The organism is Roseivirga sp. (assembly GCF_034669765.1).
Taxonomy (GTDB): Bacteria; Bacteroidota; Bacteroidia; order Cytophagales; family Cyclobacteriaceae; genus Roseivirga.
On the sequence record NZ_JAXMOQ010000009.1, the window covers coordinates 136,281 to 159,238 of the forward strand.

Here is a 22,958-nt window from a genome sequence, read left to right on the forward strand (position 1 = left end):
CGCACGTACCTCTTACAAATGCCTAAAGACAATAGCATAAAATCTGTCCTCATCATCGGAAGTGGGCCTATCATCATCGGACAAGCTTGTGAATTTGATTATTCTGGTACTCAAGCCTCAAAATCATTAAGGGAAGAAGGAATCGAGGTAACCCTCATCAATTCCAATCCTGCCACAATCATGACCGATCCGGTAACGGCCGACAATGTTTATCTAAAACCTTTAACCAAAAGGTCGATCATTGAAATTCTAGAAGCGCACAACATTGATGCAGTTCTTCCTACAATGGGAGGCCAAACTGCCCTCAATTTGGCGATTGACTGTGATAAAGCAGGAATCTGGAAAAAGTATGATGTGAGAATCATTGGCGTAGACATTAATGCCATCGAAACCACTGAAGATCGTGAGAAATTCAGGTTGAAGATGCAGGAAATCGATGTCAATGTTTGTAAAGGAGAAACCGCAACTTCCTTCTTAAAAGGAAAAGAAATTGCACAGGAAATTGGCTTTCCGCTCGTAATTCGTCCTTCTTATACCTTAGGAGGTTATGGTGGCGGTTTTGTAAACACCCAAGAAGAATTTGACGCTGCGCTAACACACGGCCTAAATGCTTCGCCAATTCACGAAGTATTGGTAGAGCAAAGTATTTTGGGTTGGAAAGAATACGAGCTTGAATTACTAAGAGATAATATTGGGAACGTCATCATCATCTGTTCTATCGAGAACTTTGATCCGATGGGCGTGCATACTGGCGATTCAATCACTGTGGCGCCTGCCATGACCTTGCCTGATACTACTTACCAAGAAATGCGTGACTTGGCCATCAAAATGATGAACGCCATTGGGCAGTTTGCTGGAGGTTGTAACGTACAGTTCTCAGTAAACCCTGAAGACGACACCATTGTTGGTATCGAAATCAACCCTCGTGTTTCGAGATCTTCGGCATTAGCTTCTAAAGCCACTGGTTATCCAATTGCTAAAATCGCGGCTAAGTTGGCCATTGGTTACAATCTAGACGAATTAAAAAACCAGATTACAAAAACCACATCGGCTTTCTTTGAGCCAGCATTGGATTATGTAATCGTGAAAATACCACGTTGGAACTTTGACAAATTTAAAGGTTCTGACAGAAAACTTGGCTTGCAAATGAAGTCGGTAGGTGAAGCCATGGGAATTGGCCGAAACTTCCAAGAAGCACTTCAAAAAGCATGTCAGTCGTTAGAAATTAAGCGTAACGGATTAGGAGCCGATGGCAAGGAATTAAAAGACCAAGCCGCCCTACTCTACAGCTTAGAAAACCCAAGCTGGGATAGACTGTTCCATATCTATGATGCTTTCAAACTTGGCATTCCTTTAAAAACCATCCAAAGGAAAACCAAAATCGACAAGTGGTTCCTTCAGCAAATTGAAGAAATGATCCAGTTGGAAGATGAAATTGAAAAGCACAACCTTCAATCTTTACCCGAAAGCCTGCTAAGAATGGCCAAAGAGAAAGGTTATGCCGACAGACAAATCGCGCATTTGATCAAATGTCTCGAAAGCGAGGTTTTCAATAAAAGACATGAAATGGGCATCAAGCGAGTGTATAAACTCGTGGATACTTGTGCTGCGGAATTTGAAGCGCAAACCCCATACTACTACTCGTCTTTCGATGAAGAAAACGAATCGATTAGCAGTGACAAGAAAAAAGTGATCATTCTAGGTTCGGGACCTAACCGTATCGGACAAGGAATTGAATTTGATTACTCTTGCGTTCATGGCTTATTGGCCGCCAAAGAATGTGGTTACGAAACCATCATGATCAACTGTAACCCTGAAACGGTTTCTACAGATTTTGATGTAGCAGATAAACTCTACTTCGAACCAGTTTTCTGGGAACACATTTATGACATTATCCTTCATGAAAAACCAGAAGGTGTAATTGTTCAATTGGGCGGGCAAACTGCCTTGAAATTGGCAGAGAAACTTGATCGTTACGGGATCAAAATCATTGGTACAAGTTACGATGCGCTTGATTTGGCCGAAGACCGCGGCCGTTTCTCAGAGCTATTGGCCGAGAACAACATCCCTTACCCTAAATTTGGTGTAATTGAAGATGCTGACGAAGCGATAGAGCTTTCGAAAATATTGGGTTTCCCATTACTCGTGCGTCCATCTTACGTGCTAGGAGGCCAGAGCATGAAGATTGTGATCAACGAGCAAGAGCTTGAAGAACATGTCATCAACATCCTAAAAGACATTCCTGGTAACCGCGTGTTACTGGATCACTTCTTAGAAAATGCGATTGAGGCAGAAGCCGATGCTATTTGCGATGGAGAAGATGTGTACATCATAGGAATTATGGAGCACATTGAGCCTGCTGGAATTCACTCTGGTGACTCATATGCTGTCCTTCCTCCTTATAGTCTTGGTGATTTTATCATCAGACAAATTGAGGCACACACTAAGAAAATTGCACTTGCGCTGAACACCGTTGGACTGATCAATATTCAGTTCGCCATAAAAAATGATAAAGTTTATATCATTGAAGCGAACCCAAGGGCATCGAGAACCGTTCCGTTTATAGGTAAAGCCTACCAAGAGCCATATGTGAAGTACGCTACAATGGTAATGTTGGGTGAGAAAAAGATCAAAGACTTTGATTTCAAGCCAGTTAAGAAAGGCTACGCCATTAAAGAACCAGTTTTCTCATTCCATAAATTCCCGAATGTGAACAAGGAACTTGGACCAGAGATGAAGTCTACTGGTGAGGCCATTTACTTTATAGATGATCTCATGGATGATTATTTCTTAGACATCTATTCTAAAAGGAATTTGTACCTAAGCAGGTAAAGCAATATGTTAAAGTTTTTATTCTTCGTAATTCTAATTGGCTGGATTATCCGCAATGTGCTCCGCTTCTTTGTAGCGGGCCTAACAGGTCAGCAAAGGACGGCTGGTGCTCGCCAACAGCAGACTCAGCAACATCGTCCCGAAGGGAAAATCAATGTTGATTATGCACCTAAGAATACGAAAGAAAAATCCTCTGATAATTTCAGAGGAGGAGAATATGTAGATTACGAAGAGGTGGATTAATCCACCTCTTTTTTTGCCCCAACTGGACTCCATAACTAGTCTTAGCGTCTCGCTGAGACTTTAACTTTTTTGGTCGCAGCGAGACGCTACGACCAGTGGGGAAGTTATCAACAACTTTGTCAATTCTTTAAACTTTACTAGAGATAATTAGTAAAACTGTTCTATATGTTGATTTACAGAGTTTTTGATTTCATAGATCAAGGAGTTCCAATAGAGGAAATTAACACACATGACGATGGAATAAAGCAGGGAAGTTTCAAAGTATTCTTACGCTTGTTTCAAATAGGAATACTTTACGGAACCTATTTTGTCTTGGCGAAAGCAATTCAGTTCCTTCTCTCATTGATAATATCAGTAGATATTAATGATGTTGCCATTATCTATTTTGCCCTTCCTATACTTTTTTTTATTGAGGTGGGTAAGAGTAAGCTTAATTCAGCAAGATTGTCAAATGTTATGCTCTTTCTAGTACGCTCTTTTGTGAAGTTCTCGATTATCTACGCTATTGACCTGTTAATCTAACCAGTATTCTCACCCACTGGTCTTGGCGTCTCGCTGAGACCATATGCTAAGTCAAACATAGTGACAGTATAATCACCCTATCGAGCTTTTCTACTAAAGACATTGGACTCAATGCCTGGACTGTCTTCACAACGATTACTGCTATGAAAATCCGACATTAATACCTTCATCTTTTCGCCCGAAACCGAAAACCGTGATGAACTTGCTGCAAACACTTCGCTCCCTATTTGCTATATACAGTGTTGTGCATAGTTTTTTATTCAAAGAGCTCAGGGTAATATTTTGGTGAAATATGTGTTACCCAACCTTCATAATCTTTACTTACATATTCTTCCAATTTTTCTTTTTCAATTGTCCCTTCTATAGCAAAACAATTGTTAAAATCGGTTTCTGTCACTTCATATCTGTTTCCGTCTTCAGCTCCTGAAAGTGATAAACTTAGCGTTCCATTTTCAATCCAGCAGAAACAAGGCACAGATGAAATTGAGATATGAGAAGGTTGTTCGTACTCAGGAAAATCTTTGATTTCATTTTTAAATTTTTCGAATTCTTCAGAAGAGTAACTCTTGCCTGGGACCGCTTTAGGGTAATTATCAGGTATTCTATTTAAGACAATATTAAAGCCTTCTAAAATTCGAAATAATTCTTCCTTTGAACTGTAGTTCAGCCAAATTCCAAATTCGTCTCCATCATTTGCATGTCCAGCCCAAGCTCTTTTATAAAAACCGAATTTCAAGTCATTAACCCAACTTTTAATAGTTGAACGAGGATGTGTTTGAAATAGATATGAATCTGATAGCTTTTGCTTCATAGGGTTCTTTTCTGCTCCTTCCTTTCGACCAAATACTTTATTTAGTGGGTTCATTTATTCAATTACGCCTAGCTATGCGCAGTGCGGGATTGAAAAGCGGTAGTTTTCAATCCCGCACGGATGATAGCCAAGGTTGTGTCTTTTGATATTAAAAAGACAGAAAGATAGCTAAAGTGCAGCTTTGGCGGACTATGAACCACCTGCCTTCCTATATCACAGAACCCCGCATTGCGTATAGGTTATGTTAGGGCAGGGTTCATTTTGTAAATTACCATAGATAGTGTTGTTAAAGTCATTCTGATTCTCTCCATATTCAAGTCTTATTATTTTGTTACAATGGACTTGAAGAACATATGCAAACCCTTTGAGGGATGCTAAACTATTCCCTGACCCATCATCTAAATGCTCTAAGTATCCAGGTAAAGCATTCAATAGTAGATCAATATTATCTCCAACCTTGAATTTCGGAATTGTACGTGCTATGATCTTAGCTTGAATTTCGTCAGGCATTATTCTAAAAGCTATCGAAGGAGAAATTCTAGGAAACACCCAGAAAAACAGAAAACAGAATATTAGAGGATAACTAATGACTGATAATCGCCAAATTTCATTTTTCCGAAAGAGGTTCTGAATTCCCTCAGATTGTATAAGCAAAGAATAAGCTAATCCGAATGTAAAACCAACGACTCCGGCTGTAAAGAAAACAACTATGAAGCCTGACTTGAGAAATAACCAACCAATCAAAATCAAGAATACTATTTCAGCGTAGATAAAAGTTATTAATGGAAAAATATATGGGCTAAATAGCCATTTTTTATGTTTTAGTCGTGGTATGACTGGTCGAATGAATATTAACCATGCAAGTAATTCGAAAAGGCCTGACCAAAAAACAATTACTCCAAAATCATCAACTTTTCCATCTATCCAGATTTGAAAGAGTCCAGTTGCAACTATACTAACCGACCAAGCGATTAGTATAGAAAGAAATGAAGTTGTTTGAATTGCTTTTTTCAATGCTTAGTTGACTTACACCTAACGTAGGCTATACGCCACAAACGTAGCGTTTATGTCTCATGTAATTTATAAAAAACTTCCTTATAGCACTCTATTACTCATCGCTATAAGGAAGTTTTTGTGGAGGTTCTCAGAGAAATGGTGCGTATAGCAATTCCAATCCGTCTTAACGTCTCGCTGAAACCACATACCCACAAATAAGCAGGCCAGCCACTGGGCAACCACTCAAAACATCATCCCAAATGCGACAAAATTCGACCTACGTAAAATCAAATGAGCGTAAATGGAATCTATTAATCCATCTCTATTTCGTTTACCTTTTTAAACTTCACAAACCAAAGCAAAGGGATTTCTTCCTTGCCTATTGATTCAACCATTTTCTTTTGCTGCGCTGTCAACTTATCCATATCCAGTAATCCAGATAAAAGTTGAGAGTTATAGCTTGTAACAAAATATCCATCGTGCGAAGCGAAAAAGCTAAGGTAGCCTTTATCTCCTCGATCATTCTTAATGGCAGAACTGAAGGTCATCACTTTTTTGGTTTGCATATCATATAATGCTGGCTGATACTCTTTTCTATTGGAACATAAAAAGAAAATACTCTGATCCGTTTCTTGCAGCGCGCCTCCATAAATTGCCCAATAATCCTTTTCTGCGATAATCTCTCGAACCCTTTGAGAAGTAAGAGATGGATCCGTAATGTAAGTATCAATAAAATCTTCGGGCATAGCATCGACTCCAAAATCGAAACGATATGCGATTTCGGCTTCGCCTGACTCAAACTTCCAAACGTTATGAGAGTACACACCAACCGCCAAAGGTGTTTTAGAAGCACTAAAATGACTATACATGCCTGTTGAGTTTTCTGTCCTAACGGCTTTATTAAAAGGCTGGTAAGATGCTATAACATTTGCTTGACTGTCGAGTATGAATGACCTCATAGCAGTAGCATCATCGGAAACACCACCATGCAAATCTGGATAAATTGCGAATTGAGAGTTGCCCACATAGGCCATATCACTAATATAAATTGGAGGCAAGGTTGATTTCACTTCCCTTATGAAATCCCCTTGCATATCGAACCATAGAAACTTACCTGGAGCCGCAAGAATTATTTGGTTATTGTCTCCAACATAGGCCATACTGAATATTTCCTTATACTCACCAGGCCCATTTCCTTTTTGGAAAATCTTAAAAAGGAAATTTCCTTCTTCATCAAAAGCCAGCACTTTATTATTTCTTTTATCCAAAACCAATATTTCGTCTTTAGCAAAGAGCACTTTAGATGCTTCTGAGAAAAGTGCCTCTTCACTGGCTTCAAGTTGAACGAAATAGATATCTTCAATTAAAGCATCCAAAGTGCCGTCATAACGTTCGGCATTAGCAACATCAATAATTTCTATGCCGCCATCTGTTTGGGTTTCAGTAGTTGAAGGATTACTAGTACAGGCAGAAAGAAAAAGAAATATTAGGAAGGAATAAAAAAGTGGTTTCATGGGTGGTTGCTAAAGGTTTACTTAAGACTAACGCATTTTAAGACTATTCCTTCTTAAGATACTTAATAAATACCCAGGTAACCAAAGGCGGCACAAATACAGAAATCACCAGGCCCAAAATCATGATTGCTCCTTCTGGTTCAATTCCGCCAGTTGAAACCAAGGCTATTTCACCCAAAGGGCCTTTAGAAAACAGTCCGTTGCTGATCACATTCCAGCCAAGATGAAGGCCAAAAGGAAGCATAATAGATTCTGTTTTGGCAAAAGCATAGGCCCAAACCAAGCCCATTAGTCCGGTCAGTAGAAATACGTAAATCATGGGCACCACATTCCCAAATGCGCCAAACGAAAACCAATGGTAGATGCCAAAAGCAATGGCAGAAATCAACACCCCTTTCTTGCTGCCTAGTTTCTTGATCAGGAGATAAAGTAGAGCACCTCGATAAATCAGTTCTTCAGTGAATACGGACTTGAGATCGTACCAAACTGAATCGAGTAACAACGTAAAATTGAATTGATCATTAAGAAGCCAAGTTTCGGACTTTAATGCTGCCAGCGCAAGGGTAACACTAGCACAAATGGCCGCGGAAACCAAAAAGCCTAAGCCAAACTGTTTGAGCCTTTTGGCTACTGGTGTAAAGCCTAAAACCAACAGACTCTTCTTTTCAAAAAGAAAGAGTATTAACCAGGATGCAAGAAGAATAATAAGAATGCCAAGCATAGCTGCTACAAGTCTAAGACATTCTTAACTGAATAAAAAATGACTGTAAAGCAACTACATAAATGAATGGCCATACTGAAACTCGCCACTATAATAACTGATTATGAACTTACCATCGGTCGCAGCGAGACGCTACAACCAGTTAAGCGAATATCTACAAACTGATGAAATTAAAATGGGTCCATTGCTGAACCCATTTATTAATTTTTTATGTCAATAAAGGCTCTCTAGTCTTAGCGTCTCGCTAAGACTTTAACATTTTTGGTCGCAGCGAAACGCTACGACCAGTGGGGTAATTATTTATGTCAGTAAAGGCCTTAAGGCACCTTATACACCATCGCATTAATGTGCATTCCTGCTCCTACTGAGGCAAACACCAAAATATCTCCTGAGTTGATTTTATGTCCTTCCAATTTGTTTCGCTGAATTAAATCCAACATGGTAGGTATGGTCGCTACAGAGCTGTTCCCCAAATCTTGGATGGTCATGGGCATAAACTCGGCCATAGGTTTTTCTTGTCCACAGATTTTGAAAAGCTTCTTTAAAATGGCCTCATCCATTTTTTCATTGGCTTGGTGGATCAAAATTTTATCTACGTCTTTCAACTCCACCCCTGCTTTGTCCATGGCAGTTTTGATGGCTTCGGCTACGTTCACTAGTGCATACTCGTAAATCTTACGGCCTTTCATCTTGATAAAGCGTTTGCCATTCTGCTTTTCTGGATGGAAAGAAGCGCCCATTTCTAAGTAACTCAGTTCGACCGTAGCATCCGTTCTAGAGCTTTGTGAAAGCACACCTCCATTGGTGTCGTCCGACACGCCTTGAAAAATAGTAGCACCTGCACCATCCGCGAAAATCATTGAGTCACGATCGTGCACATCAACTATTCTACTAATCGTTTCAGTACCAATCACCAAAACGTTTTTGGCATCGCCCATTTTAATCATTTGGTAAGCCTGAATACTCGACTGTAACCAACCTGGGCAACCAAAAATCACATCGTAACAAGAAGTAGCAGGGTTCTGAATATTGAGGTTGTGCTTTACACGTGAGGCCAAGCTAGGCATCATGTCTGTGCGCTGTGTACCCACTTCCATATCGCCAAAATTGTGGGCTACTATAATATAGTCAAGCTCCTCGGCATCAATTGTACTATTGGCCAAAGCGTTTTTAGCAGCAATCGTAGCCAAGTCAGAGGCTTTCTGATCGTCATTGGCATAGCGCCTAGCTTTTATCCCAGTAATCCCTTCAAACTTTCGAATGATTTCAGCATTATCAGCTTCAAATTTCTCTCCGTTTTCTTGGTAGAACTTGGCATTCAGAAAGTCTTCATTCCTTACGATTCTTTCGGGAATACAACTCCCCACTCCGTTAATAATTACTTTGCAATCGTGCATAACTCACTTTTGTTAATTGTGTTTCACGGCATCCCAACAGGCTTCTGCAGCCTGATCTATCCTGTCGTCTGAAAGATTTTGATTGTTATCAATATGTTGTTTGAGCAAAGACACAATTGGCCCATATAGAAGCGCAATGATCGTATACAAAGGCAAATCCTTCATCGCTTTAGCACGCTTTGATTCAATAAAGAACATCATCACGGGCGAGAGAATCATAAAAGATTCTTCCCTAGTGAGGTTGCTCATGTATGGTGCGTATCTGTGCTGTTCAATAAAATTAAATTCCTTTGGGTGCTTCATAAAGTAATGCACCATGTTTTTCCATAGGTGCATGAACCGAGCCTTAAAATCACCTTCGTCACTATAGTTATTGAGCATGGCCCGAATAATGTCACGCTTTATCTCTTTGAAAAGCTCGTTGATCAGCTCCTCCTTATTCTGGAAGTAGCGGTATATGGTGCCCGCTCCAACTCCTGCACGTTGTGCAATAATAGAAATCGGAGTACCATGAAAACCCTGCTCCGAAATCAAATTCAGAGTAGTACCAAGTATTAGCGAACGTTTATCGAGCTTATTCTCAAACATTTGTCATGCGGAATGAACGTTCATTCCGCGATACGAAGGAAAAGAGAAATGAATAAAAAAGCAATGACTTTTTTGCTTTTCCTTCAGCACACAGAGGTTTTCTGATAGGTTCTCACGATTAGGCTTTGGGCTACCACAGTTTTGACCTATTTTTGTTCCCTATTTATTTATAAAATTCAAGCTTAAAAAGAACGCATATGTCTTGGTTTGAGAGAAAAGTTAAAGGGATTACTACCCCTACAGAACAGAAGAAAGATGCACCAGACGGTTTATGGTTCAAAACCCCTAACGGGAAGATTGTTCATACCCGCGAGCTTAAAAATAACGCATATGTAAGTCCAGAAGATGGTTTTCATGTGCGCATCGGTTCTAAAGAATACTTCGAAATAATTTTCGACAATAATAAATTCACTGAGATGGACGCCAAATTAACTTCTGGCGATCCGCTTAAATTTGTGGACAGCAAGCCTTATCCGAAAAGGATTGTAGAAACACAAGCCAAAACCCAATTGACAGATGCTGTTCGTTCAGCTCATGGCAAAATGAACGGGATTGACATTGTGGTTTCGTGCATGGACTTTGCCTTTATTGGTGGTTCTATGGGTTCTGTTGTGGGCGAAAAAATTGCTCGTGCAATCGACTTCGCCTTGGCCAACAAAATGCCCTTCTTGATGATTTCGAAATCAGGTGGCGCGCGAATGATGGAAGCAGGTTATTCGCTGATGCAAATGGCAAAAACTTCTGCCAAACTAGCTAGGCTTGCCGAAGCAAACATCCCCTACATTTCATTATTGACCGATCCTACTACAGGAGGAGTAAGTGCATCTTACGCCATGTTGGGCGACTTCAATATTGCAGAACCAGGTTCATTAATCGGTTTCGCAGGGCCACGAATTATCCGCGATACGGTAGGTAAAGATTTACCAAAAGGTTTCCAGAGTGCCGAATTTGTACTCGATCATGGTTTCTTGGATTTCATTGTAGATCGTAGAGATTTGAAAAAACAATTGACTACTTTGTTAAGTATGTTGAATAATTGAAGGCATATTTCTTAAAGCCGTTAGTGGGTTTTTAACTAACAATAGAGCCTAAATATTAAACCCAAAAAATTTGAACCCTATGAAATTTGAATTTTCATAGGGCTCATTATTTATTAAGTAAATAATATTTCAGACTAGCGAGACTCAGACCTCCCCTTTATTCCGTTGGGCAACAGATAGCTGACAAAATAAGCCGCACTCCCAAGTAATGGAAGGAAAACGGCAATCAAGATCCAAAGAAGCTTATTACCAAAACCAATTGGCTGGCGCATAATCGACACGATAGTGACAGCTAGAATAACAATTACCAATACGGTTATTAGCGGTACGATATAAGGGGGATATAAATTCATATCTTAAATTTATTTTTCTTAAGATTAATCATAAAAATAAGCATTATAAAAACAAAAAAACTCATTAGTAGTGCAACATATTGGGCGTCTGAGAATAAAGATCAGAAATACACCTTCTATTTTCAGTTATAAAAAACAACTTATGGCGAATGAGAAGCAGCCTTGACCAACTATCCATCTAAATCAAAAACTCGTTTTTTGTTACTGTTCATTAAAGCTATTTTTAACCCATGCGGTTAATCTCCCATCCCATACTTTGCAATTACTACGTTACCTATCGCTGCAATGCGACTTGTAGCTTTTGTGATATTTGGGAGAAACCATCGCCTTACATCACCCTTGAAGATGCCGAACGCAATTTCAGCGACCTCAAAAAATTAGGCGTTAAGGTGGTCGATTTTACGGGAGGCGAACCTCTGCTCCACCGTGAATTACCCGAACTTCTAAAACTGGCAAAATCCTTTGGCCTGATTACCACTGTAACCACCAATGGTTTGCTCTACCCTAAGCGAGCAGAATCGCTCAAAGGTTTGGTGGACATGCTACATTTCTCACTCGATTACGCCAGCAAAGAAAAACATGACACCGCTCGTGGTGTAGCCTGTTTCGATACAGTAATGGAGTCCATTCAGCTGGCCAAAAGCTTGGGAGAAAGACCGGATATTCTGATGACGGTGTTTGAAGAAAACATTGATGAAATCGAAAAGGTCTATCAAGAGATTACGCTCCCCAATAACCTTGTCCTCATTCTCAACCCTGTTTTTGAATATAACGAAGTCGAAACGGGGCCTTCGCTTTCTTCTTCAACCTTAGACCTTCTAGGTCAATGGGCCAAACGTAAAAATGTATACCTGAACGAAGGCTTTATCCAGCTCAGGCGTGACGGTGGCAATCACATCGACAAGCCAGTTTGCAAAGCAGGTTCAACCACAATTGTAATTTCCCCTCAAAACGAGTTGGTAATGCCATGTTATCATTTGGGCATAGAAACCATCCCGATTGAAAATGACTTGTTCAATCTTTATCAGTCAGAAAAAGTGCAAGCTGCTATTACTATGGAAGGCCGTTACGATGCTTGTGAAGGTTGCGCGATTAACTGTTATATGCAGCCCAGTTTTGCAGTTGAAATGAATAAGTATTGGTGGAAAGCACTTCCCAGCACACTCAAATACAATCGAATTAAAGGTACTTGGAAGCATCTCTTTCGATTGCATTAATTTAATCTCATTTCTTTTCCTGAGGCACGGAGTGTCTAAATTTCTCGATTCATGATTCCATTTCTAGGTCCTTCCTCCGAAGCTTCGGAGTCAGGATGAAAAGCAGTGTGCATACAATTAGATTGGAGGTTATTTTTAGGCTTACTTAGTTTTTAATAAAAAGCCAAGATCAAAGCGGCTGAAGCTACACCCACAAATACCCAAAGTGCAATGCCATACACCAAAGGCTTATAGCCCACTGTTTTAAATTCCTTGAGGGTCAAACTCGTTCCCATTAAAAAGAGTACGAGCGACATGAGTGATTTTGAGAAATCGAAAACATGTACTGACAATACCTTAGACAAAGGAAAGAAAGCTGAAAAACCCATGGCCACAATGAAGAAAACTACAAACCAGGGGAATTTAAACTCCTTTTTATCTTTGTTGAAAATCGCCATACCAAGCATCAGCGGTATAATCCATAGCACCCTAACCAATTTGGCGGTCGTTGCCAACTCTAGCGCTTCTTTGCCATATACTGAAGCAGCACCCACTACCGAACTGGTATCGTGGATAGCTACTGCACACCATAGCCCGAATTGATGTTGTGTCATGTGCATAAAAGCCCCGAGGCTAGGGAAAATAAAAACGGCCACGGCATTCAGTACAAAAACCACGGCCAAAGCGGAAGAAATTTCTCGCGTAGAAGCATTAATCACAGGTGCCATTGAAGCAATGGCGCTCCCTCCACAAATGGCGGTACCTGAAGAAATCAAAAAGGACAATTTACGATCTAAATGAAATCGTTTGGTCAGTAAAAAGCCGAGGCCAAGCACAGCAAACACTGAAAGTGAGGTCAGTGTAAACCCTTCTGAACCAGCAGCAATTGCCTTATCAATTTCGATGCAAAAACCCAGCATCACTACGGCAACTTGAAGCAAACGTTTGGTGATTTTCGGCACTTGTGGAAAGCCAACATCGCCAACGAAATTTCTAAACACAAGCCCCATGGTTAATGCTATGGGAGCATTGATAGCAGGCAAAAAGCATGAGGTAGCCAGGCCTAAAAATAGGCTTCGTTTAAAAGTCAACATAACAAGGGTTTGAGAAGAAAGCTTAGTTCAAGTTCTCTAAGTACTTGTAACCACTGCCCGTATTGATCATCAGTATTTTTTCGGAACGAGAAATTTCTCCACTAGCGATAAGTTTCGGGATGGCTTTCCAAAGCGCTGCTCCTTCAGGCGCAACCAGCACCCCTTCTTGTTTCGCCATTTCCTTGACACCATCAATCATCTCTTGTTCCGAAACGGTCACTGAAGTACCACCCGACTCCCTCACCACACGATGAATCATATCCTGACCAAAAGCCACAGGAACAGCCAAACCGTTGGCCAAAGACTCTGTATAAGCAGAAATATCTTTGCTAATTCCATTCAAGGAATCAACGACAGGAGAACAATTGGCGGCCTGCACCACAATCATTCTCGGTAATTTCGTATCAGCACTTAACCAGCCTAGGTCTATCATTTCATGGAAAGCTTTCCAGATCCCGAGAAGGCCTGTGCCTCCACCAGTAGGATACAATATCACATCCGGCAATTGCCAATTCATTTGTTCGGCAATTTCATAGCCCATGGTTTTCTTTCCTTCAAGCCGGTAAGGTTCTTTTAAGGTGGAAATATTGAAAGCACCTTGCTCCTTCTCGATTTTAGCCGACAAAGCCCCACATTGATTGATCAAACCTTTCACTAAAATCAGCTCGGCTCCGAAATACTGACATTCCTCTTGGAATATTTTGGGTGTATGGCTCGGCATAATCACCGTGGCTTTTATTCCTGCTGAAGCGCAATAGGCAGCCATCGCTCCTCCCGCATTTCCGGCAGTTGGAACGACACAATGCTCGACTCCAAACTCTTTGGCTTTTGAAACCGCCATACTCAAACCTCGCGCCTTGAAAGAACCTGTTGGATTGAGTGATTCATCTTTCATTTGAAGATCATTCAACTCTAATTGAGCGGCCAATCGCTTGAGTGGCAATATGGGAGTCATGCCCTCGCCAAGTGAAACAATGTTGGCGTCATCCAAAACTGGCAACATTTCTCGATAGCGCCACATGGTTGATTTTCTGTCCTTAAGGTCAGAAGTATCTAAGGACTCGGTGGCATGATACTGCACGACTAATGGCTTATTGCAGCAAGTAGCAAAAGTCTGCAATTCATGAAGTGAGTATGATTTTTTACATTTGGAGCATTCCAAATGACTGGCGAGCGATGTTTGTGTTTTGGTGAAGTTCATGATGCAAAAATGCATCGCTCACCATAACCAATCAAATGATTAAAAGTAACCTACTATAACTACAGGTTATACATACGTTTCGCTTCTTTGATAAAAGCTTTGGTTACATCCGTCATGGTTTCACCTGTTCTTGTCACAAAGTTGAAACTTCGTTCTACCGCCAAACCAGAAATATTTACCTCGGTAAGTAAGCCCAAAGCCACTTCGCGTTTTATCGCCAAAGGGGAAAGAAAACCTACAGCGGTGTCTTCCACCAAAAAATTCTTAAGTACTTCTGTACCTCCCAATCGTACTTTTATATTCAAGTCAGATGACTTAATATTCAATTGCGTCATTTTTCTGGACCAAGCGGATAATGTGCCTGAACCCACTTCGCGCAGCGCCAAAGGAATTTCCTTTAGTTCTTTCATCGAAATTTCACGCCCTGCATATGGGCTATGTGTGGAACAAATCGGAATGATTTTATCCGCCATAAAAAAATCATAATGAAGTCCGCTGGCTTCATGTTTATCTTCCACCACTGCCAAATCAATTTCTTCATTGGTCAGTGCCTTTAGTATATTCTCCGTATTCCGATTGACCAAAGTGATTTTCACCAACGGCCATTTTTTTCGAAACGAAGAAAGCACCTTGGGCAACACATACAATGAAAGCGTGGTACTGGCGCCTATTCTCAGTTCGCCTTTGGCTGTCAGTTGACTTTTGATGATGTCCATATCCGATTCCATTCGTTTCTGGATATGCTTGGCTTCGCGTAAATAGCTCAGCATTTTTTCACCCTGAGGCGTTAAAAACACAGCATTCCCCTTGCGCTGAAAAAGAGGCACTTCCATTTCTCCTTCCAATTTTTTTATCTGTTTGCTTACAGCAGGCTGTGAGATACAAAGAATTTCCGCAGCCTTAGAAAAGCTTAAGTGACTGGCCACGGTATAAAAAACTTCGTACGAAATGGATAACATAGGCCGCAATATACGGGATTGAGAGAAAGAAGGCACGAAACATTCCCTCCTTAAATTTGATATTTTGACCTATCATAATACCACAGAAAGAGATATTTTTTCAATTGAAATTGTACTATCAGATTATTTTTTTCATGATCTATTTTGAAATTCATAAAACGGCTTGTACGTTTGCAGTCACAAGTCGAGAATTTTTGATTTGGCATCAGCCGAGTTTCAAGAATCGATTTATACAGAAGCGTGGAGAGATAGGCTCTATGAAGCGCTAGCAACCATCCGCAGAGGAAAGGTGCTAATTCCTAATCCCAGTGTTTGCCAAGTAGGCATTCGGGAGAATATAAATTTGACAGTTATGCAAACCTATTTACCCTTTGTGGACAAGCGTCCGCTCAATACCATACCCTCGCCAGGGTCAATTCTTCATGTCTCAATTTGTTGTTTGATTACAGCCTAATTCTGAATCCTTCAGAATTCCTTCCTGCTGTTCTACATCCAAAATTCTTAAGTCATGACTACAATATTTCCATTTACTAAAAACTCTATAAAAGTGAACGATTCGTTACACTATTATCGTCATTCAGGCGAATTCCGTCTGGAATCTGGCGAGATTCTCAATGACATTCAGATTGCCTACCAAACCTTTGGCGAGCTTAATTCAGACAAAAGCAATGTCGTTTGGATTTGCCATGCCTTAACTGCAAATGCAGATCCAACGCAGTGGTGGCCCGGTTTGATTGGGTATAATTACTTGATTAACCCTGAAGAATATTTTATTGTCTGTGCGAATATTTTAGGCGCTTGCTCTGGCACCACAGGCCCTAGAGACTTCGACCCAAAAACAGGAGAAAGATACCTTTCCAAATTCCCTAATATCACCATCCGTGATCAGGTAAAAGCACATATTATGCTCAGGGAAGAATTAGGAATTGAGCGCATTGCCTTAGGCATGGGAGGATCTACGGGTGGTCAACAAATTCTGGAATGGGCCATTGAAGAGCCTGTTTTCGACCGGCTATTTGTAATCGCTACTTCGGCACAAAGCAGCCCTTGGGGCAAAGCCATTCGGGCGGCACAACGCATGGCCATCGAAGCCGATCAGTCATTTTATTCCAATTCCGCCAACGGAGGAAAGAAAGGAATGGAAGCCGCTAGAGCAATGGCTTTACTTTCATATCGTACTCCTGGCACTTTCAACCAAAGCCAGAAAGACGACAACGAAGCGCTCGACAATTATAAAGCTGAGAGTTATCAGCGTTACCAAGGGTTAAAGCTAAGCCATCGTTTTGATGCACACAGCTATTATGTTTTGGGGAAAGCCATGGACACGCACAATGTGGGGCGCGGAAGAGGGGGCATTCAAAAAGCATTGTCCTCTATAAAAGCAAAAACCTTAATCATTGGTATTGAAGGTGATATTCTTTTCCCAATAGAAGACCAGCAAACTATTGCGGAGCATTTACCGAATTCAACATTCAAAATCATTCAATCCGATTATGGCCATGACGGCTTCTTAATCGAAACTCAAAAAATAACTGAAATCCTAAAACCATTTTTAAGTAATGAGAGCAATTAAAATAGGCCTTTTCGGCTTTGGCTGTGTAGGACAAGGCCTCTATCAAACCATTAACAATTCGAAAAACTTTGAAGGTGAGATCGTGAAGATTTGCGTAAAAGACCGCCATAAAACACGAAGCCTTCCAGAGGGGATTTTCACTTATAACAAGGAAGAAATTCTAAACGACCCTTCGATTGATGTCATTGTTGAACTGATTGACAATGCGGAAGCTGCACTCGAAATTGTAACGACTGCCTTGAAAAACGGCAAGTCTGTGGTAACGGCCAACAAAAAAATGGTGGCTGAAAACCTCGAATACCTCATTGATTTACAAGAGAAAACTGGAAAGGGAATTTTGTACGAAGGTGCGGTTTGTGGCAGTATTCCGATCATCAGAACTTTGGAAGAATACTTTGGGCATGAACCACTGAATGAAATCAAAGGCATATTTAATGGTTCTACGAATTACATACTGACCAAAATTTTTGACGAACGTTTAGATTACGTTCAAGCTTTGGAAGAGGCCAAAGAAAAGGGCTTTGCCGAGAGCGATCCTACCTTGGATGTAAAGGGCTTCGACCCAAAATTTAAGCTGAGCATATTACTCACGCATGCTTTCGGTATCAATGTATCGCCAGAGAAGATTGCTAATTTGGGCATTGATCATTTACAGCCAAGTGATTTAGAGTTTGCGCGAAAGCACGGTTATAGAATTAAGCTGATTGCTCAAGCTTCGCGAAAAAACGATGAAGTATTCGCTTGTGTTTTACCTCAGTTTATAAAGGAAAACCATAACCTTAGAAATGTAAATAACGAGTTCAACGCGGTAACACTGAACGGTGAATTCTGTGACGATCAGTTATTTATAGGAAAAGGAGCAGGCAGTTTACCTACTGGCGCGGCCGTACTTTCTGACATTTCCGCTTTGAGTTATGATTACAAATACGAATACAAAAAGCACTACAATCAGGGCAAGGTTCATTTCAGTAGCGAAAACGCTGTAACTGTCTATGTAAGCTTCGAAAAACCGGAGCATATTGACCTCAATGAGTTCGAGGCCGTTTCCGAAAAATTCTTCTGCTTCGATAGAAGTTATGTGATCGGTAAAATCAAACTTTCAAAACTACTTCAATCTAAATGGGTTTATAACTCCAAAATCTCTGTAATACAGTTCGACAATGAAACCGAAATTTCGGAAGAATTAGACCTTAGCACACTGGAAACCGAGATTTTAGAATTGAGAAAGGGTCAAAAATTGAGAGAAAAAATCAGCGTTTAAGCAGTATCTTTTAAATGCACGGTTTTTTTACTGAATCCTTCTCCATTTTAATCTTAAGTGGATATATTTGTAGCCCTTATGGGAGGTCGATTTACGGCCTAACCAATTGTTGATTTAAAAGAGATTGTTAAATGTCTTCAGTAATTATCACTTCAGTAGTCGCTTTTTCGGCTGTAATTTTATTGCTCGTACTGATTTTGCTTTATGCACAGTCCAAGTTAGTTCAGTCGGGAGACGTTAAAATCATCGTTAACGGTGATGAGGCGAACCCTATTATTACTTCCGCAGGAAGTACGCTTTTGAATACCCTTTCTGGCCAGAAAATATTTCTTCCATCGGCATGCGGTGGTGGAGGTACTTGTGCCATGTGTAAATGTACCGTGAACGAAGGAGGAGGCGATGTACTTCCAACCGAAGTGGGTCACCTTAACCGTGCTGAGCAGAAAGAAGGCGTACGTCTTTCTTGCCAAGTAAAGGTTAAAAACGACATGCGTATTCAAATACCTGAAGAGATCTTCGGTATTAAGAAATGGGAATGTGAAGTGGTTTCAAACTATAACGTAGCCTCATTTATTAAAGAATTTGTGGTGAGATTGCCTGAAGGCGAGCACTTAGAATTTGAAGCGGGTGGTTATATTCAGGTAGACGTTCCACCGGTAGTTTGTGATTTCAAAACGATCAATATCGAGCCGCATCCAAGCGACCCAGAAGGAGCAGATAAATTCAAAGGGGATTGGGATAAATTCCAACTGTGGGATTTGAAAATGGTGAACGAAGAAGAAATCTTCCGTGCCTACTCAATGGCCAACCACCCTGCAGAAGGAAACATTATCATGTTGAACATTCGTATTGCTACCCCTCCTTGGGACAGAGCAAACAACAAATGGATGGATGTTAACCCTGGTATTTGTTCTTCTTATGTATTTACTAGAAACCCTGGTGATAAAGTAACCATTTCAGGTCCTTACGGTGAATTCTTCATTAAGCCTACAGATGCAGAAATGCTTTATGTGGGTGGTGGAGCAGGTATGGCACCAATGAGATCTCATTTATTCCACCTTTTCCACACTTTGAAAACGGGAAGAAAAGTATCTTACTGGTACGGTGGACGTTCTAAAAGAGAGCTTTTCTATCTAGAAGATTTCCAAAAAATTGAAAAGGAATTCCCGAACTTCAGTTTCTACCTTGTGCTTTCTGAGCCAATGCCAGAAGACAATTGGGTAGCAAAAAAAGATGTAAACGATAAAGAAGGCGATGGCTTTGTAGGTTTCGTTCACCAAGCGGTGATTGACCAATACTTGAGCAAACATGATTCTCCTGAAGATATCGAGTTTTACTTCTGTGGACCTCCAATGATGAACGCAGCGGTAATCAAAATGTGCGATGACTGGGGTGTTCCTCCTGAAAACGTGGCATTTGATGACTTTGGAGGTTAAATAACCCCAAGGCTAAAATATAGAAACCGCTCAATCAGCGGTTTTTTTTATGCCCTAACATTTTCATTCCACTTTCCCGAATAGACTAAAATCAACTATCTTTATTTTTTCTGAACTAGGCCACATTTAAATGAACCTCAAACTCTTTTTTAGTCCCGTAGATATTTCTGAAGAATTGCCAGCCAATAGTGTAGGGCGTTCTGTTCAATCTTCGGGCAGCGACAATTTTGATATTACTAAGTGTGATATTGCCCTTGTAGGCTTGACAGACAATCGAGGCACAGGGGAAGCAGAAGGGGAAAGTGATGGCGTTGATAAAATAAGGGCCAAATTTTTTAAACTAAAGAAAGGAGCTGGAAATTATAGAATTGCAGACTTAGGCAATCTAAAAAGTGGAGAAAGCCTTGAAGACACCAACGATAGACTGAGAGAGGTTTGTGAGTTCTTGCTCCGACATAAAATTCTTCCTCTTATTATTGGCGGATCGCATGACCTTAGTTTTGGACAGTTTCAGGCCTATGAATCATTACCAGAACTAATCACACTATTGAATGTAGACGCCACTTTAGACCTTGAGCCAAAAGGTGATGAGAATGCTACTTTCTTAGATAAGATATTGACCTACACACCAAATTACCTGTTCTCATATAATCATTTGGCGCATCAGAGCTATTTGGTGGGGCAAGATCATTTGGGCGTATTAGACAAACTCTATTTCGAAGCCATGCGATTGGGCGAGTTGCGTGAAAACTTCCAAGAAGCTGAACCTCTCGTACGCATGGCCAACATGATGACTTTCGATATCACCGCCATTCGTAGTGCCGATGCTCCTGCGAATCCAAATACCCAGCCTTTCGGATTAACAGGCGAAGAAGCTTGCCGCCTTTGTTGGTATGCGGGAATGAACGAGAAATTAAGCTCTATGAGCATTTCTGGTTTTAGCCCAAGCTTAGACGATCAACATGGCAAAACTGCTACCATAATTGCAACCATGCTCTGGTACTTTGTAGAAGGTTTTTACAACCGTAAAGACAGTGGAAAATTCGAGTCCAGTGAATATACACGCTATGTGGTTTCGCAAGAAGGCACAGATGATACGTTAGTTTTCTATAAAAGTAAGTCGACCGATAAGTGGTGGATGTTGGTTACTTTCGGCAACAAGCACAGCCAGAAAGCTTACCTTCCTTGTAGCTATAAAGACTACACCAATGCTACACATGGGGAATTACCTGAACGATGGATTAGGGCGCAAGCCAAATTGATATAAGGGACTCAAAACACCAGAGATAAAAATGAAAAAGCTCTTTACACCGTCTGTGAAAGAGCTTTTTGCTGGGTCATTAAAATAAAAATAGTATTTTTCTACATTGTTCAACTTGTAGTTTCAAGATGTTGTTTGGATGTACTACGCATTAAAGAGTGAATACCCTACCCCTTTTTATAATTATTCAGTATTTATATAGTAACGGTTTGTTTTGTTTTTTAAAAATTGGATCACTCTATAAACTCATATATCACGCTGAGTTAAATACTTATACTGACTCCTGATATTCAAGAATTCACGATTTGATGATCTAAGGGTTTAGTGACTTAAAACATAAATGCTTAATTTTCAATAGAAATCAAGCCACTAAAGCCATGAATATCAGACATATCATCGGAATATTTTTATTTCTTAGTATTCTCAGTTGCGAGCAAAAAGAAGAAGCCAATTGGCTAAAAGGAAACTTGCACACCCACACCTACTGGAGCGATGGCGATGGATTTCCTGAAATGGTTTTGGACTGGTACAAAAGCCACGACTATCAGTTTATTGCACTTTCGGAGCATAACATTATTGCCAGAACCGAAAAGTGGAAAAAGATTCCGAAAAGCATGATTTATCAACAAGCTTTTGAAGATTACTTGAAGAAATACGGAGAAGATTGGGTGGAATATAAAGAGGACAGCGCGGGCATTAGCGTAAAGCTAAAAACTGAATCAGAGTACCGCCCGTTGTTTGAAGAAGCAGGAAAGTTCTCCATTATTACGGCCCAAGAAATTACTGATGGCTATGACGGAAAACCATTGCATATGAATGCTACCAATGTTCAAGAACTCATTCAGCCGAGGCATGGAAATAGTGTAGCCGAAACAATGCAGAATAATATTGATGCAGTGTTGGAGCAAAGAGAAGCCACAGGCCAACCTATTATGCCTCACATTAATCACCCCAATTTTGGTTGGGCAGTTACCGTAGAAGATATGAAATCACTACGTGGAGAGCGTTTCTTCGAAGTCTTTAACGGTCACCCACAAGTACACAATTATGGAGATTCGGCCAGAATGAGCATGGAGGAAATGTGGGATCAAATCAACATTGCTTATTTAAATAGAAATCAGCCCATGATGTATGGAATTGCCACAGACGACAGTCATAATTATCATTTGTTTGGTGGACAGTACAGCAATAGCGGACGTGGTTGGTTAATGGTAAACAGCAAATCACTTGACGCTAAATCTATTATTGAAACCATGGAGAGCGGAAATTTCTATGCTTCAACTGGAGTGACCTTGGCTTCTCTAGAGCAAGAGGAAAATGAAATCGAATTGGAAGTTAAGGCAGAAGTTGGTGTGAGCTATACCATCGAGTTTATTGGAGTAAGAAAAGGAAGCGATAAAAGCGAAGTGTTCGAAACCGTGAATGGCACCGAAGCTTCTTTTGAATTATCCAAAGACATGCTTTTTGTAAGGGCGAGAATCCGTTCTTCAAAAATAAAAGAAAATCCTTTCCAAGAAGGGGATTATGAAATGGCTTGGACACAGCCGATTTCACATTAATTATAAGACTAGTTTTTCTTTTCGAAAACCACTAATCCCGATGCGTTCTTCTCGTATTTGGCGATGTAGGAGCCATTAAACTCTGCTGAGAAGTTGACATCGCCTACACTTACATTTGTTGGCGTTGGACTGCCTTCGGGGAAGAAGTAGACTTTAGTATTACCGAATTTGGTGTGAAGCATAAAATTACCATAAGCTTCCATTTCAGCATTTTCAACATCAGCAACAGTGACGACATACACTCGAACCACCGGCCCCGTATTGTTTTCGTTACGGTAAAAATCCACTTCCGTAAAACCACCTTTTAGATCAGAAACAGAAGGCTGACTAAAGGACTGATATAACATAATGGCCACTAAAATGCCAATCACCAAAATCATTGCAGTTCTGTACTTTCTCAT

The 22,958-nt window shown here is 40.5% G+C and carries 21 protein-coding genes and 1 riboswitch; of the genes, 10 read left to right on the forward strand and 11 right to left on the reverse strand.

Annotated features, from left to right (window positions below; all coding sequences use genetic code 11):
- The first annotated feature begins 18 nt into the window (after nt 1-18).
- The 3 genes from carB to VOI17_RS16660 all read left to right on the forward strand — a co-directional run bounded on the left by carB (nt 19) and on the right by VOI17_RS16660 (nt 3,597).
- On the forward strand, nt 19-2,832 hold the full coding sequence (carB, locus tag VOI17_RS16650; RefSeq protein ID WP_323758357.1) for a carbamoyl-phosphate synthase large subunit: 2,814 nt from the start codon (nt 19-21) through the stop codon (nt 2,830-2,832).
- Between the two features lie 6 nt (nt 2,833-2,838).
- Nucleotides 2,839-3,075 carry a hypothetical protein gene (locus VOI17_RS16655; protein WP_068418614.1) on the forward strand — a complete coding sequence of 79 codons (237 nt, stop codon included), beginning with the start codon at nt 2,839-2,841 and terminating at the stop codon, nt 3,073-3,075.
- Between the two features lie 165 nt (nt 3,076-3,240).
- Nucleotides 3,241-3,597: a hypothetical protein gene (locus VOI17_RS16660; protein WP_323758358.1), complete on the forward strand. Its 357-nt coding sequence runs from the start codon at nt 3,241-3,243 to the stop codon at nt 3,595-3,597.
- A gap of 256 nt (nt 3,598-3,853) precedes the next feature.
- Here the strand turns inward: VOI17_RS16660 and VOI17_RS16665 are convergent, their stop codons facing one another.
- The 6 genes from VOI17_RS16665 to VOI17_RS16690 form a co-directional block, all read right to left on the reverse strand.
- On the reverse strand, nt 3,854-4,462 hold the full coding sequence (locus VOI17_RS16665) for a hypothetical protein (RefSeq protein WP_323758359.1): 609 nt from the start codon (nt 4,460-4,462) through the stop codon (nt 3,854-3,856).
- A gap of 159 nt (nt 4,463-4,621) precedes the next feature.
- Nucleotides 4,622-5,422 (reverse strand): hypothetical protein, encoded by an 801-nt coding sequence (locus VOI17_RS16670; RefSeq protein ID WP_323758360.1) that lies wholly within the window; start codon nt 5,420-5,422, stop codon nt 4,622-4,624.
- 293 nt (nt 5,423-5,715) lie between these two features.
- Nucleotides 5,716-6,918: a 6-bladed beta-propeller gene (locus tag VOI17_RS16675; protein WP_323758361.1), complete on the reverse strand. Its 1,203-nt coding sequence runs from the start codon at nt 6,916-6,918 to the stop codon at nt 5,716-5,718.
- A 43-nt stretch (nt 6,919-6,961) separates the two neighbouring features.
- A complete protein-coding gene (locus tag VOI17_RS16680; RefSeq protein ID WP_323758362.1) occupies nt 6,962-7,639 on the reverse strand; it encodes a type II CAAX endopeptidase family protein in 678 nt (225 codons plus the stop codon).
- Between the two features lie 317 nt (nt 7,640-7,956).
- Nucleotides 7,957-9,036 carry a ketoacyl-ACP synthase III gene (locus VOI17_RS16685; protein WP_323758363.1) on the reverse strand — a complete coding sequence of 360 codons (1,080 nt, stop codon included), beginning with the start codon at nt 9,034-9,036 and terminating at the stop codon, nt 7,957-7,959.
- Between the two features lie 12 nt (nt 9,037-9,048).
- Nucleotides 9,049-9,624, reverse strand: a complete 576-nt coding sequence (locus VOI17_RS16690; protein ID WP_323758364.1) for a TetR/AcrR family transcriptional regulator — start codon at nt 9,622-9,624, stop codon at nt 9,049-9,051.
- 197 nt (nt 9,625-9,821) lie between these two features.
- On the opposite strand from VOI17_RS16690, the gene accD reads away from it, so the two are divergent.
- Nucleotides 9,822-10,664, forward strand: a complete 843-nt coding sequence (gene accD, locus VOI17_RS16695) for an acetyl-CoA carboxylase, carboxyltransferase subunit beta (protein ID WP_323758365.1) — start codon at nt 9,822-9,824, stop codon at nt 10,662-10,664.
- A gap of 134 nt (nt 10,665-10,798) precedes the next feature.
- Here accD and VOI17_RS16700 read toward each other — a convergent pair whose 3' ends face one another.
- Nucleotides 10,799-11,017, reverse strand: a complete 219-nt coding sequence (locus VOI17_RS16700; protein ID WP_323758366.1) for a PLDc N-terminal domain-containing protein — start codon at nt 11,015-11,017, stop codon at nt 10,799-10,801.
- A gap of 230 nt (nt 11,018-11,247) precedes the next feature.
- Here VOI17_RS16700 and VOI17_RS16705 point away from each other — a divergent pair, with 230 nt between their 5' ends.
- Nucleotides 11,248-12,234, forward strand: a complete 987-nt coding sequence (locus VOI17_RS16705; protein WP_323758367.1) for a radical SAM protein — start codon at nt 11,248-11,250, stop codon at nt 12,232-12,234.
- A 152-nt stretch (nt 12,235-12,386) separates the two neighbouring features.
- Here VOI17_RS16705 and VOI17_RS16710 read toward each other — a convergent pair whose 3' ends face one another.
- The 3 genes from VOI17_RS16710 to VOI17_RS16720 are packed head-to-tail and all read right to left on the reverse strand — an operon-like array spanning nt 12,387 to nt 15,467.
- Nucleotides 12,387-13,307, reverse strand: a complete 921-nt coding sequence (locus VOI17_RS16710; RefSeq protein WP_323758368.1) for a YeiH family protein — start codon at nt 13,305-13,307, stop codon at nt 12,387-12,389.
- A 22-nt stretch (nt 13,308-13,329) separates the two neighbouring features.
- A complete protein-coding gene (locus VOI17_RS16715; RefSeq protein ID WP_323758369.1) occupies nt 13,330-14,523 on the reverse strand; it encodes a threonine synthase in 1,194 nt (397 codons plus the stop codon).
- Nucleotides 14,524-14,567: 44 nt separating this feature from the next.
- Nucleotides 14,568-15,467, reverse strand: coding sequence for a LysR substrate-binding domain-containing protein (locus VOI17_RS16720; protein ID WP_323758370.1), 900 nt, complete (start codon nt 15,465-15,467; stop codon nt 14,568-14,570).
- 225 nt (nt 15,468-15,692) lie between these two features.
- A riboswitch (SAM riboswitch) is annotated at nt 15,693-15,811 on the forward strand.
- A gap of 164 nt (nt 15,812-15,975) precedes the next feature.
- Between VOI17_RS16720 and VOI17_RS16725 the strand changes: the two genes are divergently transcribed.
- The 5 genes from VOI17_RS16725 to VOI17_RS16745 all read left to right on the forward strand — a co-directional run bounded on the left by VOI17_RS16725 (nt 15,976) and on the right by VOI17_RS16745 (nt 22,557).
- Nucleotides 15,976-17,040, forward strand: coding sequence for an alpha/beta fold hydrolase (locus tag VOI17_RS16725; protein WP_323758371.1), 1,065 nt, complete (start codon nt 15,976-15,978; stop codon nt 17,038-17,040).
- Nucleotides 17,027-18,301 (forward strand): homoserine dehydrogenase, encoded by a 1,275-nt coding sequence (locus VOI17_RS16730; protein WP_323758372.1) that lies wholly within the window; start codon nt 17,027-17,029, stop codon nt 18,299-18,301. The genes VOI17_RS16725 and VOI17_RS16730 overlap by 14 nt, the downstream gene beginning before the upstream one ends.
- A 131-nt stretch (nt 18,302-18,432) precedes the next feature.
- On the forward strand, nt 18,433-19,737 hold the full coding sequence (nqrF, locus tag VOI17_RS16735; RefSeq protein ID WP_323758373.1) for an NADH:ubiquinone reductase (Na(+)-transporting) subunit F: 1,305 nt from the start codon (nt 18,433-18,435) through the stop codon (nt 19,735-19,737).
- 130 nt (nt 19,738-19,867) lie between these two features.
- Nucleotides 19,868-21,004 carry a formimidoylglutamase gene (locus VOI17_RS16740; protein ID WP_323758374.1) on the forward strand — a complete coding sequence of 379 codons (1,137 nt, stop codon included), beginning with the start codon at nt 19,868-19,870 and terminating at the stop codon, nt 21,002-21,004.
- 371 nt (nt 21,005-21,375) lie between these two features.
- Entirely contained in the window at nt 21,376-22,557 is a 1,182-nt protein-coding gene (locus VOI17_RS16745; protein WP_323758375.1) for a histidinol-phosphatase, read from the forward strand.
- Nucleotides 22,558-22,565: 8 nt separating this feature from the next.
- On the opposite strand, the gene VOI17_RS16750 is transcribed toward VOI17_RS16745, so the two are convergent.
- Nucleotides 22,566-22,958: a hypothetical protein gene (locus VOI17_RS16750; RefSeq protein WP_323758376.1), complete on the reverse strand. Its 393-nt coding sequence runs from the start codon at nt 22,956-22,958 to the stop codon at nt 22,566-22,568.

Bases quoted from the DNA above. Each gene is read 5' to 3' on its own strand.
- carB (WP_323758357.1), top strand. From the start codon at position 19: ATGCCTAAAGACAATAGCATAAAATCTGTCCTCATCATCGGAAGTGGG.
- VOI17_RS16655 (WP_068418614.1), top strand. From the start codon at position 2,839: ATGTTAAAGTTTTTATTCTTCGTAATTCTAATTGGCTGGATTATCCGC.
- VOI17_RS16660 (WP_323758358.1), top strand. From the start codon at position 3,241: ATGTTGATTTACAGAGTTTTTGATTTCATAGATCAAGGAGTTCCAATA.
- VOI17_RS16665 (WP_323758359.1), bottom strand. From the start codon at position 4,462: ATGAACCCACTAAATAAAGTATTTGGTCGAAAGGAAGGAGCAGAAAAG.
- VOI17_RS16675 (WP_323758361.1), bottom strand. From the start codon at position 6,918: ATGAAACCACTTTTTTATTCCTTCCTAATATTTCTTTTTCTTTCTGCC.
- VOI17_RS16680 (WP_323758362.1), bottom strand. From the start codon at position 7,639: ATGCTTGGCATTCTTATTATTCTTCTTGCATCCTGGTTAATACTCTTT.
- VOI17_RS16685 (WP_323758363.1), bottom strand. From the start codon at position 9,036: ATGCACGATTGCAAAGTAATTATTAACGGAGTGGGGAGTTGTATTCCC.
- VOI17_RS16690 (WP_323758364.1), bottom strand. From the start codon at position 9,624: ATGTTTGAGAATAAGCTCGATAAACGTTCGCTAATACTTGGTACTACT.
- accD (WP_323758365.1), top strand. From the start codon at position 9,822: ATGTCTTGGTTTGAGAGAAAAGTTAAAGGGATTACTACCCCTACAGAA.
- VOI17_RS16700 (WP_323758366.1), bottom strand. From the start codon at position 11,017: ATGAATTTATATCCCCCTTATATCGTACCGCTAATAACCGTATTGGTA.
- VOI17_RS16705 (WP_323758367.1), top strand. From the start codon at position 11,248: ATGCGGTTAATCTCCCATCCCATACTTTGCAATTACTACGTTACCTAT.
- VOI17_RS16710 (WP_323758368.1), bottom strand. From the start codon at position 13,307: ATGTTGACTTTTAAACGAAGCCTATTTTTAGGCCTGGCTACCTCATGC.
- VOI17_RS16715 (WP_323758369.1), bottom strand. From the start codon at position 14,523: ATGCATTTTTGCATCATGAACTTCACCAAAACACAAACATCGCTCGCC.
- VOI17_RS16720 (WP_323758370.1), bottom strand. From the start codon at position 15,467: ATGTTATCCATTTCGTACGAAGTTTTTTATACCGTGGCCAGTCACTTA.
- VOI17_RS16725 (WP_323758371.1), top strand. From the start codon at position 15,976: ATGACTACAATATTTCCATTTACTAAAAACTCTATAAAAGTGAACGAT.
- VOI17_RS16730 (WP_323758372.1), top strand. From the start codon at position 17,027: ATGAGAGCAATTAAAATAGGCCTTTTCGGCTTTGGCTGTGTAGGACAA.
- nqrF (WP_323758373.1), top strand. From the start codon at position 18,433: ATGTCTTCAGTAATTATCACTTCAGTAGTCGCTTTTTCGGCTGTAATT.
- VOI17_RS16740 (WP_323758374.1), top strand. From the start codon at position 19,868: ATGAACCTCAAACTCTTTTTTAGTCCCGTAGATATTTCTGAAGAATTG.
- VOI17_RS16745 (WP_323758375.1), top strand. From the start codon at position 21,376: ATGAATATCAGACATATCATCGGAATATTTTTATTTCTTAGTATTCTC.
- VOI17_RS16750 (WP_323758376.1), bottom strand. From the start codon at position 22,958: ATGAGAAAGTACAGAACTGCAATGATTTTGGTGATTGGCATTTTAGTG.